17 protein-coding genes and 1 tRNA gene are annotated in these 17181 nt (G+C 69.6%); 12 read left to right on the forward strand and 6 right to left on the reverse strand.

Annotated features, from left to right (window positions below):
• Window positions 1–69: 69 nt before the first annotated feature.
• Window positions 70–1170 (reverse strand): heat-inducible transcriptional repressor HrcA, encoded by a 1101-nt coding sequence (gene hrcA, locus V5F67_RS07365; RefSeq protein WP_394022093.1) that lies wholly within the window; start codon window positions 1168–1170, stop codon window positions 70–72.
• Between the two features lie 171 nt (window positions 1171–1341).
• On the opposite strand from hrcA, the gene rph reads away from it, so the two are divergent.
• From rph to hemW, 3 genes are all read left to right on the forward strand, one after another.
• A complete protein-coding gene (gene rph / locus V5F67_RS07370; RefSeq protein WP_394022092.1) occupies window positions 1342–2055 on the forward strand; it encodes a ribonuclease PH in 714 nt (237 codons plus the stop codon).
• Window positions 2055–2687, forward strand: coding sequence for an RdgB/HAM1 family non-canonical purine NTP pyrophosphatase (gene rdgB, locus V5F67_RS07375; protein WP_394022091.1), 633 nt, complete (start codon window positions 2055–2057; stop codon window positions 2685–2687). The genes rph and rdgB overlap by 1 nt, the downstream gene beginning before the upstream one ends.
• 119 nt (window positions 2688–2806) lie before the next feature.
• A complete protein-coding gene (gene hemW / locus V5F67_RS07380) occupies window positions 2807–4003 on the forward strand; it encodes a radical SAM family heme chaperone HemW (protein WP_394022100.1) in 1197 nt (398 codons plus the stop codon).
• Between the two features lie 52 nt (window positions 4004–4055).
• Here hemW and V5F67_RS07385 read toward each other — a convergent pair whose 3' ends face one another.
• Complete coding sequence (locus V5F67_RS07385; protein ID WP_394022090.1) at window positions 4056–4325, reverse strand: hypothetical protein; 270 nt, start codon at window positions 4323–4325, stop codon at window positions 4056–4058.
• 224 nt (window positions 4326–4549) lie between these two features.
• On the opposite strand from V5F67_RS07385, the gene V5F67_RS07390 reads away from it, so the two are divergent.
• Window positions 4550–6250, forward strand: coding sequence for an NAD+ synthase (locus tag V5F67_RS07390; protein WP_394022089.1), 1701 nt, complete (start codon window positions 4550–4552; stop codon window positions 6248–6250).
• A 177-nt stretch (window positions 6251–6427) separates the two neighbouring features.
• Here V5F67_RS07390 and V5F67_RS07395 read toward each other — a convergent pair whose 3' ends face one another.
• Window positions 6428–7378 (reverse strand): diacylglycerol/lipid kinase family protein, encoded by a 951-nt coding sequence (locus V5F67_RS07395; protein WP_394022088.1) that lies wholly within the window; start codon window positions 7376–7378, stop codon window positions 6428–6430.
• A 278-nt stretch (window positions 7379–7656) separates the two neighbouring features.
• Between V5F67_RS07395 and V5F67_RS07400 the strand changes: the two genes are divergently transcribed.
• The 6 genes from V5F67_RS07400 (at window position 7657) to V5F67_RS07425 (ending at window position 11441) form a co-directional block, all read left to right on the forward strand.
• On the forward strand, window positions 7657–8064 hold the full coding sequence (locus V5F67_RS07400; protein WP_394022087.1) for a hypothetical protein: 408 nt from the start codon (window positions 7657–7659) through the stop codon (window positions 8062–8064).
• Window positions 8065–8148: 84 nt separating this feature from the next.
• Window positions 8149–8469, forward strand: coding sequence for a hypothetical protein (locus V5F67_RS07405; RefSeq protein ID WP_394022086.1), 321 nt, complete (start codon window positions 8149–8151; stop codon window positions 8467–8469).
• Between the two features lie 155 nt (window positions 8470–8624).
• Window positions 8625–9824, forward strand: a complete 1200-nt coding sequence (locus V5F67_RS07410) for a GGDEF domain-containing protein (protein ID WP_394022085.1) — start codon at window positions 8625–8627, stop codon at window positions 9822–9824.
• Entirely contained in the window at window positions 9821–9991 is a 171-nt protein-coding gene (locus V5F67_RS07415; RefSeq protein WP_394022084.1) for a hypothetical protein, read from the forward strand. The genes V5F67_RS07410 and V5F67_RS07415 overlap by 4 nt, the downstream gene beginning before the upstream one ends.
• Window positions 9992–10233: 242 nt before the next feature.
• Window positions 10234–10689, forward strand: a complete 456-nt coding sequence (locus V5F67_RS07420; protein WP_394022083.1) for a hypothetical protein — start codon at window positions 10234–10236, stop codon at window positions 10687–10689.
• A 221-nt stretch (window positions 10690–10910) separates the two neighbouring features.
• Window positions 10911–11441 carry a YcgN family cysteine cluster protein gene (locus tag V5F67_RS07425; protein WP_394022082.1) on the forward strand — a complete coding sequence of 177 codons (531 nt, stop codon included), beginning with the start codon at window positions 10911–10913 and terminating at the stop codon, window positions 11439–11441.
• A 51-nt stretch (window positions 11442–11492) separates the two neighbouring features.
• On the opposite strand, the gene rpsA is transcribed toward V5F67_RS07425, so the two are convergent.
• From rpsA to V5F67_RS07440, 3 genes are all read right to left on the reverse strand, one after another.
• A complete protein-coding gene (gene rpsA, locus V5F67_RS07430; protein ID WP_394022081.1) occupies window positions 11493–13199 on the reverse strand; it encodes a 30S ribosomal protein S1 in 1707 nt (568 codons plus the stop codon).
• 473 nt (window positions 13200–13672) lie between these two features.
• Window positions 13673–15217, reverse strand: a complete 1545-nt coding sequence (locus V5F67_RS07435) for a M48 family metalloprotease (protein WP_394022080.1) — start codon at window positions 15215–15217, stop codon at window positions 13673–13675.
• A gap of 26 nt (window positions 15218–15243) precedes the next feature.
• A complete protein-coding gene (locus tag V5F67_RS07440) occupies window positions 15244–16101 on the reverse strand; it encodes a hypothetical protein (RefSeq protein WP_394022079.1) in 858 nt (285 codons plus the stop codon).
• A 200-nt stretch (window positions 16102–16301) separates the two neighbouring features.
• On the opposite strand from V5F67_RS07440, the gene V5F67_RS07445 reads away from it, so the two are divergent.
• Together V5F67_RS07445 and V5F67_RS07450 are read left to right on the forward strand one after the other, a co-directional pair.
• Window positions 16302–16378 (forward strand) — tRNA-Arg (locus V5F67_RS07445).
• A 161-nt stretch (window positions 16379–16539) separates the two neighbouring features.
• Window positions 16540–17139, forward strand: coding sequence for a tyrosine-type recombinase/integrase (locus tag V5F67_RS07450; protein WP_394022078.1), 600 nt, complete (start codon window positions 16540–16542; stop codon window positions 17137–17139).
• The last annotated feature ends 42 nt before the right edge of the window (window positions 17140–17181 follow it).

The following is a 17181-nucleotide window of genomic DNA, read 5'->3' on the forward strand; positions in this document are numbered from 1 at the left end:
TCGGAAAGACCGGGGGAAAAATCAAGAGTCCGCGACCGGGCGGCGCCGGCATTCCCCGTTCGGACGCCCTCACGCCGCATCCGCCCCCGGCGCGCCGAGCACGCGGCTGACCAGGCGGGCGGTGAAGTCCACCATCGGCACGATGCGCCCGTAATTGAGCCGCGTCGGCCCGATCACGCCCAGCACGCCCAGCACCCGGCCCTGCCCGTCGCGATAGGGGGCGACGATGGTGGAGGAGCCGGAGAGCGAGAACAGCCGGTTCTCCGAGCCGATGAAGATGCGCAGCGCCTGCGCCTCCTCGGCGCGGCCCAGGAGGTCCACCACGTCGCGCTTCTGCTCCAGATCGTCGAACAGGAGGCGGATGCGCTCCAGGTCCTCCAGCGCGCGCAGGTCCTCCAGGAGCTTCGCCTGCCCGCGCACGATGAGGCGCCGCTCGGAGGGCGCGTCGCCGGACCAGGTGGCGAGCCCCGCCTCCACCACGCGGGCGGTAAGGGCGTCGAGGTCGCGCCGCAGCTCCGCCAGCGTGCTCTCCATCTCCGCCCGCGCCTCGGCCAGCGTGCGGCCACGGATGCGGGCGCTGAGGAAGTTCGTCGCCTCGGTGAGCGCGGAGGCGGGGAGGCCGGCCGGCAGCGGCAGCACGCGGTTCTCCACCTGCCCGTCCTCGGAGACCAGGATCACCAGCGCCCGGCCGGGATCCAGCGGCACGAACTCCACGTGCTTGAGGCGCGGATCGGTCTTCAGCGCCGTGACGACGCCGGCCCCGCGCGAGAGGCCGGAGAGCAGGGCGGAGGCCTCCTGGAGCACGCCCTCCACGGTCGCGCCCTTGGCGGCGGCCATCACCTGCGCCTCGATGCTGGTGCGGTCGCGCTCGTTGACGTCGCCGATCTCCAGCATGGCGTCGACGAAGAAGCGCAGGCCGCGCTCGGTGGGCAGGCGCCCGGCGCTGGTGTGGGGGGCGAAGATGAGGCCGGCGGCCTCCAGGTCCGCCATCACGTTGCGCACCGAGGCGGGCGACAGCGTCATGGGGATCAGGCGCGAGATGTTGCGCGAGCCCACCGGCTCCCCGGTGGCCAGGTAGCTCTCGACGATCTGGCGGAAGATCTCGCGCGCGCGCTCGTCGATCTGCGCCAGCGCGCCGGTGGACAGGGACAGAAGCGGGTCCAGAGCCACGGTGTGCCTCGTCTGCGAAACGCGGGTCGGCCAAGCGTCAGGACGGCCGGGACGCTATAATGTGTCCATCCGCCGGGTCCGGTTCAAGCGCCGCGGCGGCGCGCCCCTTGCTGGCGTCATCCGCCCCCCCTACAAAGGCGCCCGGAACAAGAATACCTCAAAGGAAGTGTCATGCGTCCCAGCAAACGCGCCCCCGACCAGATGCGCGCCGTCTCCTTCGAGCGGGGCGTCATGCGCCATGCGGAAGGCTCCTGCCTGGTCAAGTTCGGCGACACCCACGTGCTGGTGGCCGCGACGCTGGAGGAGCGCCTGCCGCCGTGGCTGAAGGGCCAGGGGCGCGGCTGGGTGACGGCGGAATATTCCATGCTGCCGCGCGCCACCCACGACCGCACGCGGCGCGAGAGCACGACCGGCCGGCCTTCCGGCCGCACCCAGGAGATCCAGCGCCTGATCGGCCGCTCCCTGCGCTCCGTCACCGACCTCGTCGGCCTCGGCGAGAAGCAGATCACCATCGACTGCGACGTGCTGCAGGCCGACGGCGGCACCCGCACCGCCGCCATCACCGGCGCCTGGATCGCGCTCTATGACTGCCTCGCCTGGATGCGCGCGCGCTCCATGGTGAAGGAGATCCCGCTCAAGACCCACGTGGCCGCGGTCTCCTGCGGCATCTACAACGGCACGCCGGTGCTGGACCTCGACTATGCCGAGGATTCCGCCGCCGAGACCGACGCCAACTTCGTCATGACGGGTGACGGCGGCATCGTCGAGATCCAGGGCACGGCGGAGAAGACCCCGTTCACCCAGGAGGAGCTGCTTTCGCTGCTCTCGCTCGCGCGCGGCGGGGTCGAGCACCTAGTGGCGCTCCAGAAGGCGGCCGTGGCCTGATGGGCCGCCGCCTCCAGGGCCGCCTCGTGGTGGCGACGCACAATCCCGGCAAGCTCACCGAGATGCGCATGCTCCTGGAGCCGCACGGGGTGGAGGCGGTCTCCGCCGCCGAGCTCGGCCTCGCCGAGCCGGAGGAGACCGAGCAGACCTTCGCCGGCAATGCCCGCCTTAAGGCGGTGGCGGCGGCCAAGGCCTCAGGCTTTCCAGCCTTCGCGGACGATTCCGGGCTGGTGATCGATGCCCTGGGCGGCGCCCCCGGCATCCACACCGCCCGCTGGGCCGGGCCGGAGCGCGACTTCGAGCTGGCCATGGAGAAGGTGGAGGAGGAGCTGCGCAAGGCGGGCGCGCTGGCGCCCGGGCAGCGCTGCGCGCGCTTCGTCTCGGCGCTGTGCCTCGCCTGGCCGGACGGGCACCTGGAGGAGTTCGAGGGCACGGTCGAGGGTACCCTGGTATGGCCGCCGCGCGGCGCCAAGGGGTTCGGCTACGATCCCATCTTCAAGCCCGAGGGCTACGAGAAGACCTTTGCCGAGATGTCCGCGGACGAGAAGCACGCCATGCCGCCGAAGGGCTTCGGCCTCTCGCACCGGGCGCGGGCGTTCCTGAAGCTGTCGAAGGCCTGCCTGGAGGGGTGAGCATCTTGTCCGCAGACATCCCTCGCGCCGCGAACCCTCTCCCGCTTGCGGGCGAGGGCAGGGAGGGGGCAACTGGCGGATGCCGGGCGGGCGATACACGGAATGGTTTTGATTCCACCATCCACAATCCTCCCCAGCAAGCGGGAGAGGGGGCTGGATTCGTCGCCCGCGACAGCGAAGGCGGCTTCGGCGTCTATGTCCACTGGCCGTTCTGCCTCGCCAAATGCCCCTATTGCGACTTCAACAGCCATGTGCGGCACGCCCCGCCGGACCAGGAACGGTTCCTGGCCGCCTTCCGGCGCGAGATCGCGCACATGCGCGTGCTCTCCGGCCCGCGGCAGGCGCAGAGCGTGTTCTTCGGCGGCGGCACGCCCTCGCTGATGGCGCCGCAGACCGTCGGCGGCATCCTCGACGCCATCGACGACGCCTGGCCGCTCGTGGCCGACGCCGAGGTGACGCTGGAGGCCAACCCCACGTCCGTTGAGGCGACGCGGTTCGCCGGCTACCGCGCCGCCGGCGTCAACCGCGTGTCGCTGGGCGTGCAGGCGCTGGACGATGCCGACCTCAAGGGCCTCGGCCGGATGCATTCGGTGGCCGAGGCGCTGGCGGCGGTGGCGGTGGCGCGCGCTGCTTTCGACCGCGTCTCGTTCGACCTCATCTATGCCCGGCCCGGCCAGAGGCCGGAAGCCTGGGCGGCCGAGCTGGCGCGCGCGCTTGCCGAGGGCTGCGAGCACCTCTCGCTCTACCAGCTCACCATCGAGCCGGAGACGCCGTTCGCGCGCCTCTACGGCGCCGGCAAGCTGATCCTGCCCGACGACGAGGCCTCGCGCGCCTTGTGGGACGTGACGCAGGAGGTCACCGCTGCCGCCGGACTGCCGGCCTACGAGATCTCGAACCACGCGCGGCCCGGCGCCGAGGCGCGGCACAACCTCGTCTACTGGCGCTACGGCACCTATGCCGGCATCGGCCCCGGCGCCCACGGCCGGCTGCTGGTGGACGGCGCGCGCCGCGCCACCTTCACGGAGCGCGCGCCGGAGGGCTGGCTGGCGCAGGTGGAGGCGCAGGGCCACGCCGTCGCCGAGGACACGGCGCTCGCCGCCGCCGAGCAGGCGGACGAGATGCTGCTCATGGGCCTGCGCCTCAAGGAGGGCGTCGACCTCGCCCGCCATGCCCAGCTCGGCGGACGCCCGCTGGACGGCGCCCGCATCGCGGCGCTGGAGGCGGAAGGCTTGGTGGCGCGGGGCGGCGACCGGCTGAGGGCGACGCCGGAGGGCTTTCCGGTGCTCAACGCGGTGATCGCGACGCTGACATCCTAGCAGGGTGTCAGCACCTTGCCGGCGCCGCGTCACTGCGCCCGCGACTCGCGCGTCAGGAACAGGTCCAATAGTGCTTGTCGCCCACGTCGCACCAAGAGTAGCGGCCGACGATGCTGTCCACGTGATATCGCCCGCCGACGGGGATGCGGCCGGTCATGGCGGCATGGCCGCCATTCTGGAAGAACTTGACGATCACCGGACCGCGGCAGCCATTGTAGAAATAGGGATAGCGGCCAGGCTCCTTGCCCGTCGTGACACAGGCGCTGGCGGTGCCGATCTGCGCAATCAGCGCAAGCATTGCGATCATCAGGGTGCGCGCCATCGTCGTTCCTCCCGGTTTTGCCCGTGGGCACGGATATTCCGGTAAGTTGAGGCCCTGCTTCCCGACCCGCCTCACCCATTTGGGTGCCCGGGTCGCGGTTTTTGCGTCGATCGGGGCCAGTGCGGCGCTGGTCCTCCGCCTGTTCGGGGATCGTCCGTGCGCAGATGGCCGCTGATCGCGATCTGCCCCTTTTCGCCGGGCCACGCGGGGGCTACATCCGAGCCATGAGCAGCACCGACACCCAGCCTTCCGTCACCGCCAGCGCCCCGCCGGACGAGCTTCTGATCGCGGTGGCGCAGATCAATCCCACGGTCGGCGATGTGGAGGGCAACCTCGCGCTCGCCCGCAAGGCGCGCGACACGGCGCGGCTCGAAGGCGCCGACCTCCTCGTGTTCTCCGAGCTGTCCATCTCCGGCTATCCGCCCGAGGACCTGGTGCTGAAGCCCGCCTTCCAGGCCGCCTGCCGCAAGGCGGTGGAGGACCTGGCGGCCGAGACCGTGGACGGCCCGGCGCTGCTGGTGGGCGCGCCCTGGGTGGAGGCGGGCCGGCTGTACAATTCCGTGCTGCTGCTGGATGGCGGACGCGTCGCCGCCGCGCGCCACAAGGTCGACCTGCCCAATTACGGCGTGTTCGACGAGAAGCGGGTGTTCACGCCCGGCCCCATGCCCGGACCGATCCCGTTCCGGGGCATCCGGCTCGGCGTTCCCATCTGCGAGGACATCTGGGGCGCGGACGTGGTGGAATGCCTCGCCGAGACCGGGGCGGAGCTGCTCATCGTCCCCAACGGCTCGCCCTATCGCCGCTCGGTCTATGAGGAGCGCGAGAACGTGGCGGTGGCTCGGGTGGTGGAGAGCGGCCTGCCGCTGCTCTACGTGAACCAGGTGGGCGGCCAGGACGAACTGGTGTTCGACGGCGCCTCGTTCGCGCTCAATGCCGACCGCGCGCTCGCCATGCAGCTTCCGAGCTTCCAGGAGCGCGTGCGGGTGACGAAGTGGGAGCGCTTCGCCAACGGCTGGAAGATGACCGAGGCGCTGCTCGCCGACCGAACCGAGGGCGACCAGGCGGACTACGCCGCCTGCGTGCTCGGCCTGAAGGACTATGTGGAGAAGAACCGCTTTCCCGGCGTGGTGCTGGGCCTTTCGGGCGGCATCGACAGCGCGCTGTGCGCGGCGATGGCGGTGGATGCGCTCGGACCCGAGCGGGTCCACTGCATCATGCTGCCCTATCGCTACACCTCGGGGGAGAGCCTCGCCGATGCCGCCGCCGTGGCCCAGCGCCTCGGCGTGCGCTACGACACGGTGCCGATCGCCGGCGGCGTCGAGGGCATCGAGGCGGCGCTCGCGCCGCTGTTCGCCGGCCGGCCCAGGGACGTGACCGAGGAGAACCTCCAGTCGCGGGTGCGCGGCACGCTGCTCATGTCGGTGTCGAACAAGTTCGGCGCCATGGTGGTGACCACCGGCAACAAGTCGGAGATGTCCACCGGCTACGCCACGCTCTATGGCGACATGAACGGTGGCTACAATCCCATCAAGGACCTCTACAAGACCGAGGTGTTCCGCCTCTCGCGCCTGCGCAACCTGTGGAAGCCGGTGTTCGCCAGGGGGCCGAGCGGCGAGGTGATCCCCGAGCGCCTGATCGACAAGCCGCCCACCGCCGAATTGCGCGAGAACCAGAAGGACGAGGATTCGCTGCCGCCTTATGCGGTCCTCGACACTATCCTGGCCCGGCTGGTGGAGGGCGAGGCCTCGGTCGCGGAGCTGGTGGCGGACGGCTTCGATCCGGAGGTGGTGAAGCGGGTGGAGCGCCTGCTCAACATCGCCGAGTACAAGCGCCGCCAAGCGGCGCCGGGGGTGAAGGTCACGGCCCGCAATTTCGGCCGCGACCGCCGCTATCCCATCACCAACCGCTTCCGCGACCAGGGCTGAGGAACGTCAGGCCTCGCGCGCCGCCGCCGTTCCGTCTCGCACACCGTCCCGCGCGCCGTCGCCCCTCCGGCCTGACCGGAGGGCCCATGGTGCCTGCCGCCTTGCGCGTGGTTCCCGGCCGATGGATGCTCCGGTCGAGCCGGAGCATGACGGGGAGGGGAGATGCACCGCTTTGCGTCAGCCGGGGCCGATGCGCGGGCCACCGTGAAGGGTCTCGGCGTCCGGCGCGCCGGCGTCCGCGCGCGCCCGCAGCCCTTCGGGCGGGACCAGCAGCGACAGCGCCCTGGGGGCGATGGCGTAGCGCAGCGGCAGGTTCTCGCGCGTCACCTCGCCATCGGTGGCGACCCAGGCGCGGCGGCGCCGGGCGTGAATGGTGAGGCGCTCGGCGGTGAAGGTGTGGATGCCGGGATTGCCGCGCCAGGAGCCCACGAGCACGTCGGCGCTGGCCCTGATCTTGGCGAGCGCGCCGCGATCCTCAGCCACCAGCACCTCCAGGTGTCCGCCGTCGAGGTGGGAGCGGTGCAGGCCTTGGGCGTCGAAGGCGTTCACGGTGACCAGCGCGGCGTAGGCCTCGATCGGCTCGCGCCGCCCGGCGATCTCGATCTCCAGCGAGATGCGGCCCGAGCGCACCAGCGCCCGCAGGAGGGCGATGAGCCAGCCGACGATCCGCCCGCGCTTCTTGCGCAGCTGCTCGCGCGCCAGCGCCATCTGGCTGAAGAAGCCCAGCCCTGAGACGCCATGGAAGGGCCGGCCGTTGAGCGTCCCGAGATCCACGCGCACAGGTTCGGCGCGCCGCAGGGCCGCGAGCGCCCCGGCGAGGTCGCGCGGCAAGCCGATATCATGGGCGAGCAGGTTCATGGTGCCGAGCGGCAGCACGCCGAGGACGATGTCGGTGCCGGCGAGCACCGAGGCGGCGTAGGACACGGTGCCGTCGCCGGCGCCCACCACCAGCGTGTCGAAGCCGCGGTGCGGCGCCGCGTCGATGGCGGCCGCCGTTTCCTTGCCGGCGGCGACGACAACCTCCACATCCATGTCGACGCGGGCGAGCGCCGCCTCCACCTCGCCGCGCACGCGCGCGGCGCCGAGGTCGCGCACCGTTCCCGCTTCGGCATTGAGAACAACCAGCATCCGCCGCATCGTGTGGGCCTCCGGCGCCCATCGGAGCGGAGCCGCCCGAGCCCGCCCCCCCAAACTCGACTGGAGAAAGCGATCTCCAGATGGCAGAGAGCGCGATCCGATCAGATAGGCCCGATCTGATCGGTGAATCGCCCTCTACCTTGATGATAGAGAACGCGTTGTCGGATCAGCTCGCGTTGCGAGCCGATCGGCGCGTGCTCTAGAACAATAGCGGGCCGCGTCGGTTCCACGCGCCGGCCCCGGGCAAGCGAGAAGGATCGGAGCCGATCATGACCGATAGCACGCCGGCGAAAGCAAGGAAGTCCATCACCATCCTGCGGCTGCGCGCCGGCCTTCTCCTGCTCGTGGCCTCGGTGGTGCTCTGCGGGGCCGGAGGCCATTTCCTCGCCCGCCAGCTGGGGCTCGGCCTCGGCTGGTCGATCCTGGTGGCGCTCGCCATCTGGGTGGCGGCGGGAATGGCGATCGCCCGGCTCGGGCCGAAGGTCTATTTCGCCATCTGCGCGGCGGTGACCGTCCTGCTGGGCTATCTGGTCTATGACTTTTCCCGATCGGCCATCGGCTGGCCGGGCCCGGTGAGCCTCGCGCTCGCGGCCGTCGCGATCGCGCTGATGGCGTTCACCTTCTACGATTTCCGGCGGCTGAAGCACGAGATCCGGGTCTGGGCCTATCGCAGGTAGCCGGCCGGCCGTGCGCACCTGCTTGCGCGCGGCGCGCCGCCGGCCAGGATGATCGGCGCGGCGCTCCGCCGCCAGGGATCTGCCATGCCGGACATCCTCTCCGCCTTCTCGGCCCTCGACCCGCTGGTCGCCGCAGGCGTGGTGCTCGCCACCACCCTCACCGACGCCGCTTATGTGATGTTCACCGCCTCGGTGGCGGGCAAGCGGCGGCTCCAGGCCGCGAACTGGAGCAGCATCTGGTACATGCTCTCTTCCTTCGCGGTCATCAGCTACACCGCCAACTGGGTCTACGTGGTTTTCGCGGCGGTCGGCTCGTGGATCGGCGCCTATGCCACCATGACGTTCCTGCATCACCGTACCTCAGCGCCGCCGCTCTCGCCGCCGCCGGCTGTGCCGCCGGGTTGAAAGATCTTCGGCCGCACTTGACCTGAGGAGCGGGATGCTTTTCCAGTGCACCGCGCCGTTCCGGGGTCGGGGACAGGCGGCTGCGGCCGCCGCCCTTGCTCCGCAGGTCCGCCTGACGGGGAGGAGGCACCTGTGAATCGGCCTGCGGAGGCGTGATGTCGGAAGGCGGCATCTATCTTTTTGCGGGGCCGGCGTTCGCGCTGATCGTCGCCGCCACCTTCTTCGGCGCCTGGCTCTATCAGCGTCAGCGCGGCTACGTGCTGCTGTTCGCCATCACCTTCCTCACCTTCGCGCTGGGCTCGCTGTCGCAGATGCTGCGCATCCCGTACGACTACGGGAGCAACACGATGGTCTCGGCCATCCTCTACACCTTCGCCATCCTCTGCCTGGTGGAGGGGATCATGCTGCGCCGAGGCGTCCAAGGGGTGGATGTGGTGCTGGTCGGCGTGGCGGGCACGATCACTGCGTTATTGTACTATTTTTATTATATCGACCGGGATTTGGTTGCGAGAATTTACATTGGAAATTTCGGGTATGGTCTGATGGTTGTTTATGCGGCCGTCCGGCTTGTGCGTCTATCAAATCAAAAGGTCATTGACCGTGTGATTCTGATTTTGCTTTTCCTGTTCGGGCTCCATTTTTTCCCGCGTACGCTGATGACGGTGAGAGACGGGGAGTTTATCCGGGAGTACGCGAGAAACTTGGCGAACGACCCTCAGGCCTTGAGGGTCGCCTTCCGGACTTCCCCTTTCTGGCAAGTGCTCAACTTTTCGCTCCTCATCAGCGCCTTCCTCATGGCCCTGACGCTGCTCGCCGCAGTGGCCATGGATGTGATCGAGGACCTCAGCCGGGAAGGGGGGGTTGACGCGCTCACCGGGCTTGCCAACCGCCGCGGCTTCCACCGCCAGGCGAAGACAATCAGGCCGGACGGGCCGCTCGCGCCCGTCAGCGTGGTCTATTGCGACATCGACCGGTTCAAGACCATCAACGACACCTACGGCCATCCGGTGGGCGATCGGGTACTCCAGACGTTCGCCCGGCTGGTGGAGAAGGAAGTCCGCGCGGACGATGTGGTGGCCCGCTTCGGTGGCGAGGAGTTCGTCATGTTGCTGATGCGGGCCAACCGCTCCGGCGCCACCGGGCTCGCCGAGCGGCTGCGGGCCGAGACCGAGCTGACGCATTTCCCCGGCCTGCCCCATGGCGCCACGGTCACCGCCAGCTTCGGCGTCGCCGAATGGCGCCGGGACGAGGATCTGACCGAGGCCATGCACCGCGCCGACCGCATGGTCTATGTCGCCAAGCGCGCCGGCCGGAACCGCGTGGTGGTGGACGAGGGCGGACCCCTCGCGGATTGATCGAGGTCAAAGCGGACGGCCCCGGGCGCTGGCTAGGCTGCGCGACAAAAGGGGAGGACGCCGTGCCGTCGGAAACTTTCGCTGTGGTTGTCGGGGTGGTCGTCGCGTTCGGCGGTTTTGCCGTGCTGCTCGCCTGGGCCGATTTCTACGCCGGCGCCAAGCGCTGAGGCGAGGCCGGATCGCGCGCCTTTCCGCGGCCGGCGGCCGCGACCGGCGCGCGGGAGGGATGCGGCCGAGCCGCAGGTCCTTCCCTTCCGGCGTCTTCCATTGCACGCGGAGCGTGTTCCAGGCTATGGGGCCTCGTGCGGACGGGCCGCGCGGGGGGCATGCCATGGCGTCTTCAATTCAGATCCCGAACCTGCGTCGCCGGCCCCGCTGCAACGGGGCATGCGCAGGCGCCGTCGCTCTCGTGATCCTTGGCTCCATCTTTGGCTCTATCCTTGGCGCCGCACCGGCCGGAGCCACCGGTTCCCTAGACTGCGCGATCGACGACAAGGCGGTTGCGTTTGACGCCCATATCATCTTCTCGCACGGGCTCGCGGCCGGATTCACCAACGAGCGGTTCGAGCTGACGCTCAAGGCCAAGGGCGCGCCGGACGACCTGCGCCACCTGAAGCTCGATGCCGCCGCGCTGGTCCATCACTGGTTTCGCGGCAAGGAGCTGAAGCTCCACCTCTATCACGAGCGCACCGAGGGCAGGCACGGCACCGTGGAGCTGGTGATCGAGACCAGGTCGGGCCCCAAGGACGACGACGAGGGCGCCTTCGCCGGCCGCTACTGGCTCGAGGTGAGCGACCTGCCGGACGGTGCCAGCGAGGCCAAGACCTGGACCTACAAGGGCAGGGCCACGTGCTCAGCCGGCTGACGGCGGGTGCCGGGGCAAGCCTTTTGGCTGCGGCCCTGGTCCGACGCCGCCGCCATGACGGCCGCGCGGCCCGTGGCCTATGAGATGTCTCTGAGCTACGAATAGGGACTGTTCGCGCGGGACGGAAGCCGGCCCGCAAAAGACGGCGCTTCGATGCGAGGCCGCCGGGCGTCGGCCCGCTTGCGTGGATCGGGAGCGGCGGGCCCAAATCGGGAGCGAGGATGGCCGAGGAGCCTTTCTGGCGCGTCAAGCCGCTCGCCGCCATGAGCGCGGCGGAGTGGGAGAGCCTGTGCGACGGCTGCGGGCGCTGCTGTCTCGTGAAGCTCGAGGACGAGGACACCGGCCAGATCGCCTATACCGACGTCGCGTGCCGTCTTCTCGACGCCGCCACCTGCCGCTGCGCCGACTACGAGAACCGCTCGGCGCAGGTCGCCGACTGCGTGCGGCTGACGCCCGAGGCCGTGTCGAGCCTCGCCTGGCTGCCGCCCACGTGCGGCTATCGCCTGGTGGCGGAGGGCCGGGACCTGCCGTTCTGGCATCCGCTGGTCTCGGGCGATCCCGCAAGCGTCGCCGCGGCGGGCGTCTCGGTGGCGGGGCGGATCGGAGGCAGCGAGGAAGCCTTCGGGCTGTTCGAGCTCGTCGACCACATCGTCTCCTGGCCGGTGCGCTGGCCGAAGGGGGCGAAGGCCGGTGTCGGGAAAGGCGCTGCGAAGGGGCGCGCGCGGGCGCCCAAAGCCCAGGGGGCGACATAAAAAGGGCCGGCGCGAACGCCGGCCCGCTTGCTGTCCAAGCCTTGAAAAGGCTCAGTCTTCCTTGTCGGAGCCGGCGGCGCGCTGCTTGAGCGCGGCACCCAGGATGTCGCCGAGCGAAGCGCCCGAATCCTGCGAGCCGTACTGCGCCACGGCCTCCTTCTCCTCGGCGATCTCCATCGCCTTGATGGAGACCTGCACCTTGCGCGCCTTGCGGTCGAACAGGGTGACGCGGGCATCCAGCTTGTCGCCCACCGAAAAGCGCTCGGGGCGCTGGTCGTTGCGGTCGCGGGCAAGCTCGGAGCGCTTGATGAAGGCCGAGAGGTCGGTGCCCGAGAGCTTCACCTCGATGCCGCCGTCCTTCACGTCGGTGACCTCGCAGGTCACGACCGAGCCCTTCTTCACCTCGCCCGCATCGGCGAAGGGATCGCCGGCGAGCTGCTTGATGCCGAGCGAGATGCGCTCCTTCTCGACGTCCACGTCGAGCACCACGGCCTTCACCATGTCGCCCTTGCGGTATTCGTCGATCACCTGCTCGCCGGGACGGTTCCAGTCCAGGTCGGAAAGGTGGACCATGCCGTCCACGTCGCCGTCGAGGCCCAGGAACAGGCCGAACTCGGTCTTGTTCTTGACCTCGCCCTCGACCACCGCGCCGGGGGCATACTTCTCGGCGAAGGCCTCCCAGGGGTTCTGGAGGGTCTGCTTGAGGCCGAGCGAGATGCGGCGCTTGGCGCTGTCCACTTCCAGCACCTGCACCTCGACCTCCTGGGAGGTGGAGACGATCTTGCCAGGATGGACGTTCTTCTTGGTCCACGACATCTCGGAGACGTGGATGAGGCCCTCGATGCCGGGCTCCAGCTCCACGAACGCGCCGTAGTCGGTGATGTTGGTGACGCGACCCTTGAAGCGGGCTTCCACCGGATACTTGGCCTCGATGCCCTCCCACGGGTCGCCCAGCAGCTGCTTCATGCCGAGCGAGATGCGGTGGGTCTCGTGGTTGATCTTGATGATCTTCACCTTCACCGTCTGGCCGATGTTCAGCACCTCGGTGGGGTGGTTCACGCGGCGCCACGCAATGTCGGTGACGTGCAGCAGACCGTCGATGCCGCCGAGGTCAACGAACGCACCGTAGTCGGTGATGTTCTTGACCACGCCTTCGATGGCCTGGCCTTCCTCGAGGTTCTGCACCAGCTCGTGGCGCTGCTCGGCGCGGGTCTCTTCCAGCACGGTGCGGCGGGAGACGACGATGTTGCCGCGGCGGCGGTCCATCTTGAGGATCTGGAACGGCTGCTGGTTGTGCATCAGCGGGCCGACGTCGCGGATCGGGCGGATGTCCACCTGCGAGCGCGGCAGGAAGGCCACGGCGCCGTCGAGGTCGACGGTGAAGCCACCCTTCACCTGGTTGAAGATCACGCCGAAGACCTTCTCGTTGGCCGTGAAGGCCTTCTCGAGCTTGATCCAGCTCTCCTCGCGGCGCGCCTTGTCGCGCGAGAGGACGGCCTCGCCCATGGCGTTCTCGACGCGCTCGAGATAGACCTCGACCTCGTCGCCCACCTGGATGGTGTTCTCGCGGCCGGGGCCGGCGAACTCGCGCAGCGCGACGCGGCCTTCGGTCTTCAGACCGATGTCGATGATCGCCAGATCCTTCTCGATGGCGACCACGATGCCCTTGACGACCGACCCTTCCTGGGTGTCGGCGCTGCCGAAGCTCTCGTCGAGGAGCGCGGCGAAATCTTCACGGGTGGTTTCTACGGCGGTCATTCAAACTCCGAAATCGCTGCACCGGCGTCTGGTGTTGCAAGACCCGGGACCGCTCGGATGTCCAGGCGCTCCTTGCGGAAAACGGACTGGACGGCCGCCGACGGAGGTCGGCGGGCCGGCGCAAAACGCCGAGCGGCACGGGCTATGATTGGTGTAGCCGGGTTCTGCTCAGCGAAAGCCAGGGCGGGCTGCCTCCGACGAACTGGGTCGCGTATCCCGCGGCCCCAGGCCCGCCCGGGCGGCCTCCACCTTTGGGGAGCGCGACCTCGGACGCCGCTCACATAGGCGAAAAGCGGCGCGAACGCAAGGGTTGCGGGCGGATGGGGGTATCTCAGCCGGAAAGCGCGGGCCGGAACCGTGCGCGCCGGAGAAGCCGTCTCCCCGCAGGGGCCGGCCCCGCCCTCAGGGAGCGGGAGGCCGCCGCCAGGTCGGTCTCGACCAAGCGGCCATCGGACCGTGCCAGCCCTGCGCCCTCACTCGGCGATGATCTTGACCTTCTCGCCGTATTTCAGCTTGGCGCCTTGATCGAGCCCGTTGAGGATCATGAAGCGCTCCAGCGGCCGGTCAGGCACCTGCATGCGGGCGGCGAATGTCTGCGGATTGTCGCCGAGCCCGACGCCGACCACGCGCACGCGCAGCGGCTTCACCGCGTCTGCCTCGCCCGAGGTCACGCGGCGGAAGGAGGCGGCGGCGGCGCGGAACTGCCGGTCGATCTCCGGCGTGAGATCGCGCGCGGCGAAGATCAGGCGGTAGACGTCCGAGCCGAAGCGGATGGCGAACATGCGGAACGACCACTGGTCGCCGCGGGCGACCGCGGTGGCGGCGGAGAAGCCGTTGATGGTGAGCGTCTCCACCGTGTTGATCTCCACCCCCTCGATCCAGCCCGAGGAGAGGTATTGCGCCAGCGACTGGTTGGCGCTGACGCGCACCGCGTCGAGCCGCAGCGCCTCGCGCCCGGTTTGGGTGGCGCCGAGCACGGCCTGCGAGGTGTTCTCCAGCGAGAACCCCTCGGGGGCGGAGAAGGTGAAGCCGAGCTTGGGGTGGAAGAAGGTGCGCCCGCGGACGAAGCCTTCCTTGGGATCGTCGCCGTAGATCATGCCGTCGATGGCGGAAAGATAGACCGTGCGGTCGCGCTCGCCGGTCCCGGGCTGGGCGTATTGGCGCGCGTTGGCGATGGCGATGGAGATGCGCTCCGGGGTTGCCGGGTGCGAGGACAGGAAGTCCACCTCTCCGGAGCCGGCGGACTTGGGCGAGGATGCGCCGGCGCGCAACTCCGCATAGCGCCCCATGTCGGTGAGGAAGCGCGAGGCGCCGTAGGGGTCGAAGCCCGCGCGCGCGGCGATGCCGACGCCGATGGCGTCCGCCTCCAGCTCCTGGCCGCGGGAGAAGGTGGCGAGCGTGCTGCGGCTCTTTTCCAGCGTGAGCGCCCCCACCGCGGGGTCGTTCAGCACGTCGGCGACCACGCGGCTCACCAGCACCGTGCGCTCCATCTGGTCCTCGCGGATCACCGCATGGCGGGCGATCACGTGCGCCATCTCGTGCGCCAGCACCGAGGAGAGCTCGGAGGTATCGTTGGCGAGCGCCAGCAGGCCGCGGGTGACGTAGAGCGAGCCGTTGGAGAGCGCGAAGGCATTGATGGCGGGCGAGTTGAGCACCGTGACGCGGTACTTCAGGTCCGGCCGCTCGGAGGCCGCCACCAGCCGCTCGACGGTCTGCTGGATCAACGCCTTGAGCTGGGGATCGGCATAGGCGCCGCCATAGGAGGCGATGAGCCGCTCGTGCTCGCCGCGCTGGGAGGGCGACATCTCCGCGAACTCGGAGCGGGTCGAGGCGTCGCCCGTGGCGGGGCTGACGGAGATGCCCGCCTGGTCGAGGTCGACGCCGGCGCAGGCCGACAAGGCGAGGGCCAGGCACAGGACCGGGGCGCGCACGCCGACGCGCGGCAGGCGCGCGCCAGCACTGGCGCGCGCGGGCACTGCCGCCGTCATCGCTGCCGCCGTCATCGCTGCCGCCGTCATCGCCGTTCGCCTCGCCGCCAGGCTCCTCACCGTGCTTCGCCCTCCTTCGCGCCGTCCGGCGTCGGGCCGTCCAGGATCGCGATCTCGTCCTTGCCGCGCACGAATATGGCAGGTCCGCCGTCCATCCGCACCACGCCGCGCACCGACACTAGGGTGCCGCGCAACATGGCGGGATCGAGGCCATCCCCCAAGATTGTGGCGAAATCGCCGGCCGGCAGGACGATGGTGAAGTCCTCGCGCCAGCGTGATCCGAAGTTGAGGAACACCTTATCGCGCGTCGCCCCGGCGGCGCGCACGCGGCCTTCCGCCAGGGTGAACAGGCCGGCGCGGCGCCCGAGCCGGTCCTGATCCCGCGCCGGAAGGACGGCGGCCGGATCGGCGAAGATGCCGCGCCGCGCCTGCCGCGCCTCGGCTTCCGCCGCCAGCAGCGCGGCGGCGCAGGCGGGTGCGGCCTGGGGGTCGGCAAATCCCGCGCCGGCCAAGACCAGGGCCTGCGCAAGCGAGCGTCCCGGGCGCCCGCCGTCCCCCGGCTCCGGGAGGAGGCGCGCGTCTCCAATGAGGCGGCCGTGCCGGTCCCGCGACCTGGCGACCGGCACGACGAAGCGCCCGTCGAGCACGGTCTCGGCGGCGGCCCGGGAGCGGGCGACGAGGCCGGTGCGCGGATCGAGGGCCGTGGGCAGCGCGAGCCCCGCGGGCACGAGGCTCCGGCTGTCGGACAGCAGGACCGCGCCGTCGGCGCCCCAGGCGGCGGCAAGCGCGCCCGCCTCTGCCGCCGCCGCATCCCCGCCCGAAGCCGTGCCGCCCTCGCACGCCGCAAGCGGCGCCATGCCGCCCGCGAGCAGCGCGGCGGCGAGGAGCAGCGGAAGGGCATGGCGGGGTGACACGTCTGCGGGCCGGCGCAAGGAATTCGACGATCCTTCTGAGAATACGCCATGCGGTCCTGCCGCAGAAGGCGCCGCAGCAGGGCCGCCCGAACACCTTTTCCTACGACCTCTTGCGCGGGGCTCCAGCCGCCGGGGCTGAACGGGACAGGGAGGCAGGGGCCTTTCCACGGCGCCGGACCCCCATTAAAAGACTGCGGCGTGTCCCGGTAGCTCAGCAGGATAGAGCAGCGGTTTCCTAAACCGCAGGTCAGGGGTTCGAATCCCTTCCGGGACACCAGATTGCCTTCCAGGCACGTCCGGTGAAGGCTGATTTCTATTGTATTTCAAATTGATAGACTCTCCTGACGTCCAGTCTGATCCCATCTCGTCCGCTTGAATCTTGTAGGCATGTAGGCAAGTTTGTAGGCGTCTCGATGCCTACAAAGGGAGCGTGCCTACATGGCGCTGACGGACATGGCGCTGCGCAATGCGAACCCGCAGGACAAGCCATACAAGCTATTTGACGGGGGTGGCCTCCATCTTCTCGTCAATCCGAGCGGCAGCAGAATCTGGCGTCTCGCCTACCGGTTCCTCGGCAAACCCAAGCAAATCTCGTTCGGTCCCTACCCAACCGTCTCGCTCGCCGATGCGCGGCAGAAGCGGGATGAGGCCAAGAAACTGCTGCTGGATGGCCAGGACCCTTCGACTGCCCGCAAGCTCGAAAAGGTCAACGCCACCATCTCCACGGGCAACACCTTCGCCCTGCTTGCGGCCGAATATATCGCGCGCCTGGAGACGCGAGAGTCCGCCAATGCCACCATCAAGAAGAACAAATGGCTGCTGGAGACGCTCGCCGGGCCGGCGCTCGGCAGCCGTCCGATCACCGAGATCAAGCCGGTGGAGGTTCTGGACATCCTGCGCCAGGTGGAGCGAAGCGGCCGCAGAGAATCGGCCCGTCGCCTGCGCTCGGCCATCGGCAGCGTGTTCCGCTACGCCATCGCGACGCTGAGGGCGGAAACGGACCCGAGGTGTTCCGCCACGGTGTGGCGTCCGCGGTGAACCTGGATCACCGGTGAAAGTACCTGAATGATGCGCGCTCGC

Origin of the sequence: Xanthobacter pseudotagetidis, assembly GCF_043194795.2 — a bacterium.
In the GTDB taxonomy this organism is placed as follows: domain Bacteria; phylum Pseudomonadota; class Alphaproteobacteria; order Rhizobiales; family Xanthobacteraceae; genus Xanthobacter; species Xanthobacter tagetidis_A.

Coding starts and splice junctions, on each gene's coding strand:
- rph (WP_394022092.1), top strand. CDS start 1,342: ATGCGTCCCAGCAAACGCGCCCCCGACCAGATGCGCGCCGTCTCCTTC.
- rdgB (WP_394022091.1), top strand. CDS start 2,055: ATGGGCCGCCGCCTCCAGGGCCGCCTCGTGGTGGCGACGCACAATCCC.
- V5F67_RS07385 (WP_394022090.1), bottom strand. CDS start 4,325: ATGGCGCGCACCCTGATGATCGCAATGCTTGCGCTGATTGCGCAGATC.
- V5F67_RS07390 (WP_394022089.1), top strand. CDS start 4,550: ATGAGCAGCACCGACACCCAGCCTTCCGTCACCGCCAGCGCCCCGCCG.
- V5F67_RS07395 (WP_394022088.1), bottom strand. CDS start 7,378: ATGCTGGTTGTTCTCAATGCCGAAGCGGGAACGGTGCGCGACCTCGGC.
- V5F67_RS07400 (WP_394022087.1), top strand. CDS start 7,657: ATGACCGATAGCACGCCGGCGAAAGCAAGGAAGTCCATCACCATCCTG.
- V5F67_RS07405 (WP_394022086.1), top strand. CDS start 8,149: ATGCCGGACATCCTCTCCGCCTTCTCGGCCCTCGACCCGCTGGTCGCC.
- V5F67_RS07410 (WP_394022085.1), top strand. CDS start 8,625: ATGTCGGAAGGCGGCATCTATCTTTTTGCGGGGCCGGCGTTCGCGCTG.
- V5F67_RS07425 (WP_394022082.1), top strand. CDS start 10,911: ATGGCCGAGGAGCCTTTCTGGCGCGTCAAGCCGCTCGCCGCCATGAGC.
- rpsA (WP_394022081.1), bottom strand. CDS start 13,199: ATGACCGCCGTAGAAACCACCCGTGAAGATTTCGCCGCGCTCCTCGAC.
- V5F67_RS07435 (WP_394022080.1), bottom strand. CDS start 15,217: ATGACGGCGGCAGCGATGACGGCGGCAGCGATGACGGCGGCAGTGCCC.
- V5F67_RS07450 (WP_394022078.1), top strand. CDS start 16,540: ATGGCGCTGACGGACATGGCGCTGCGCAATGCGAACCCGCAGGACAAG.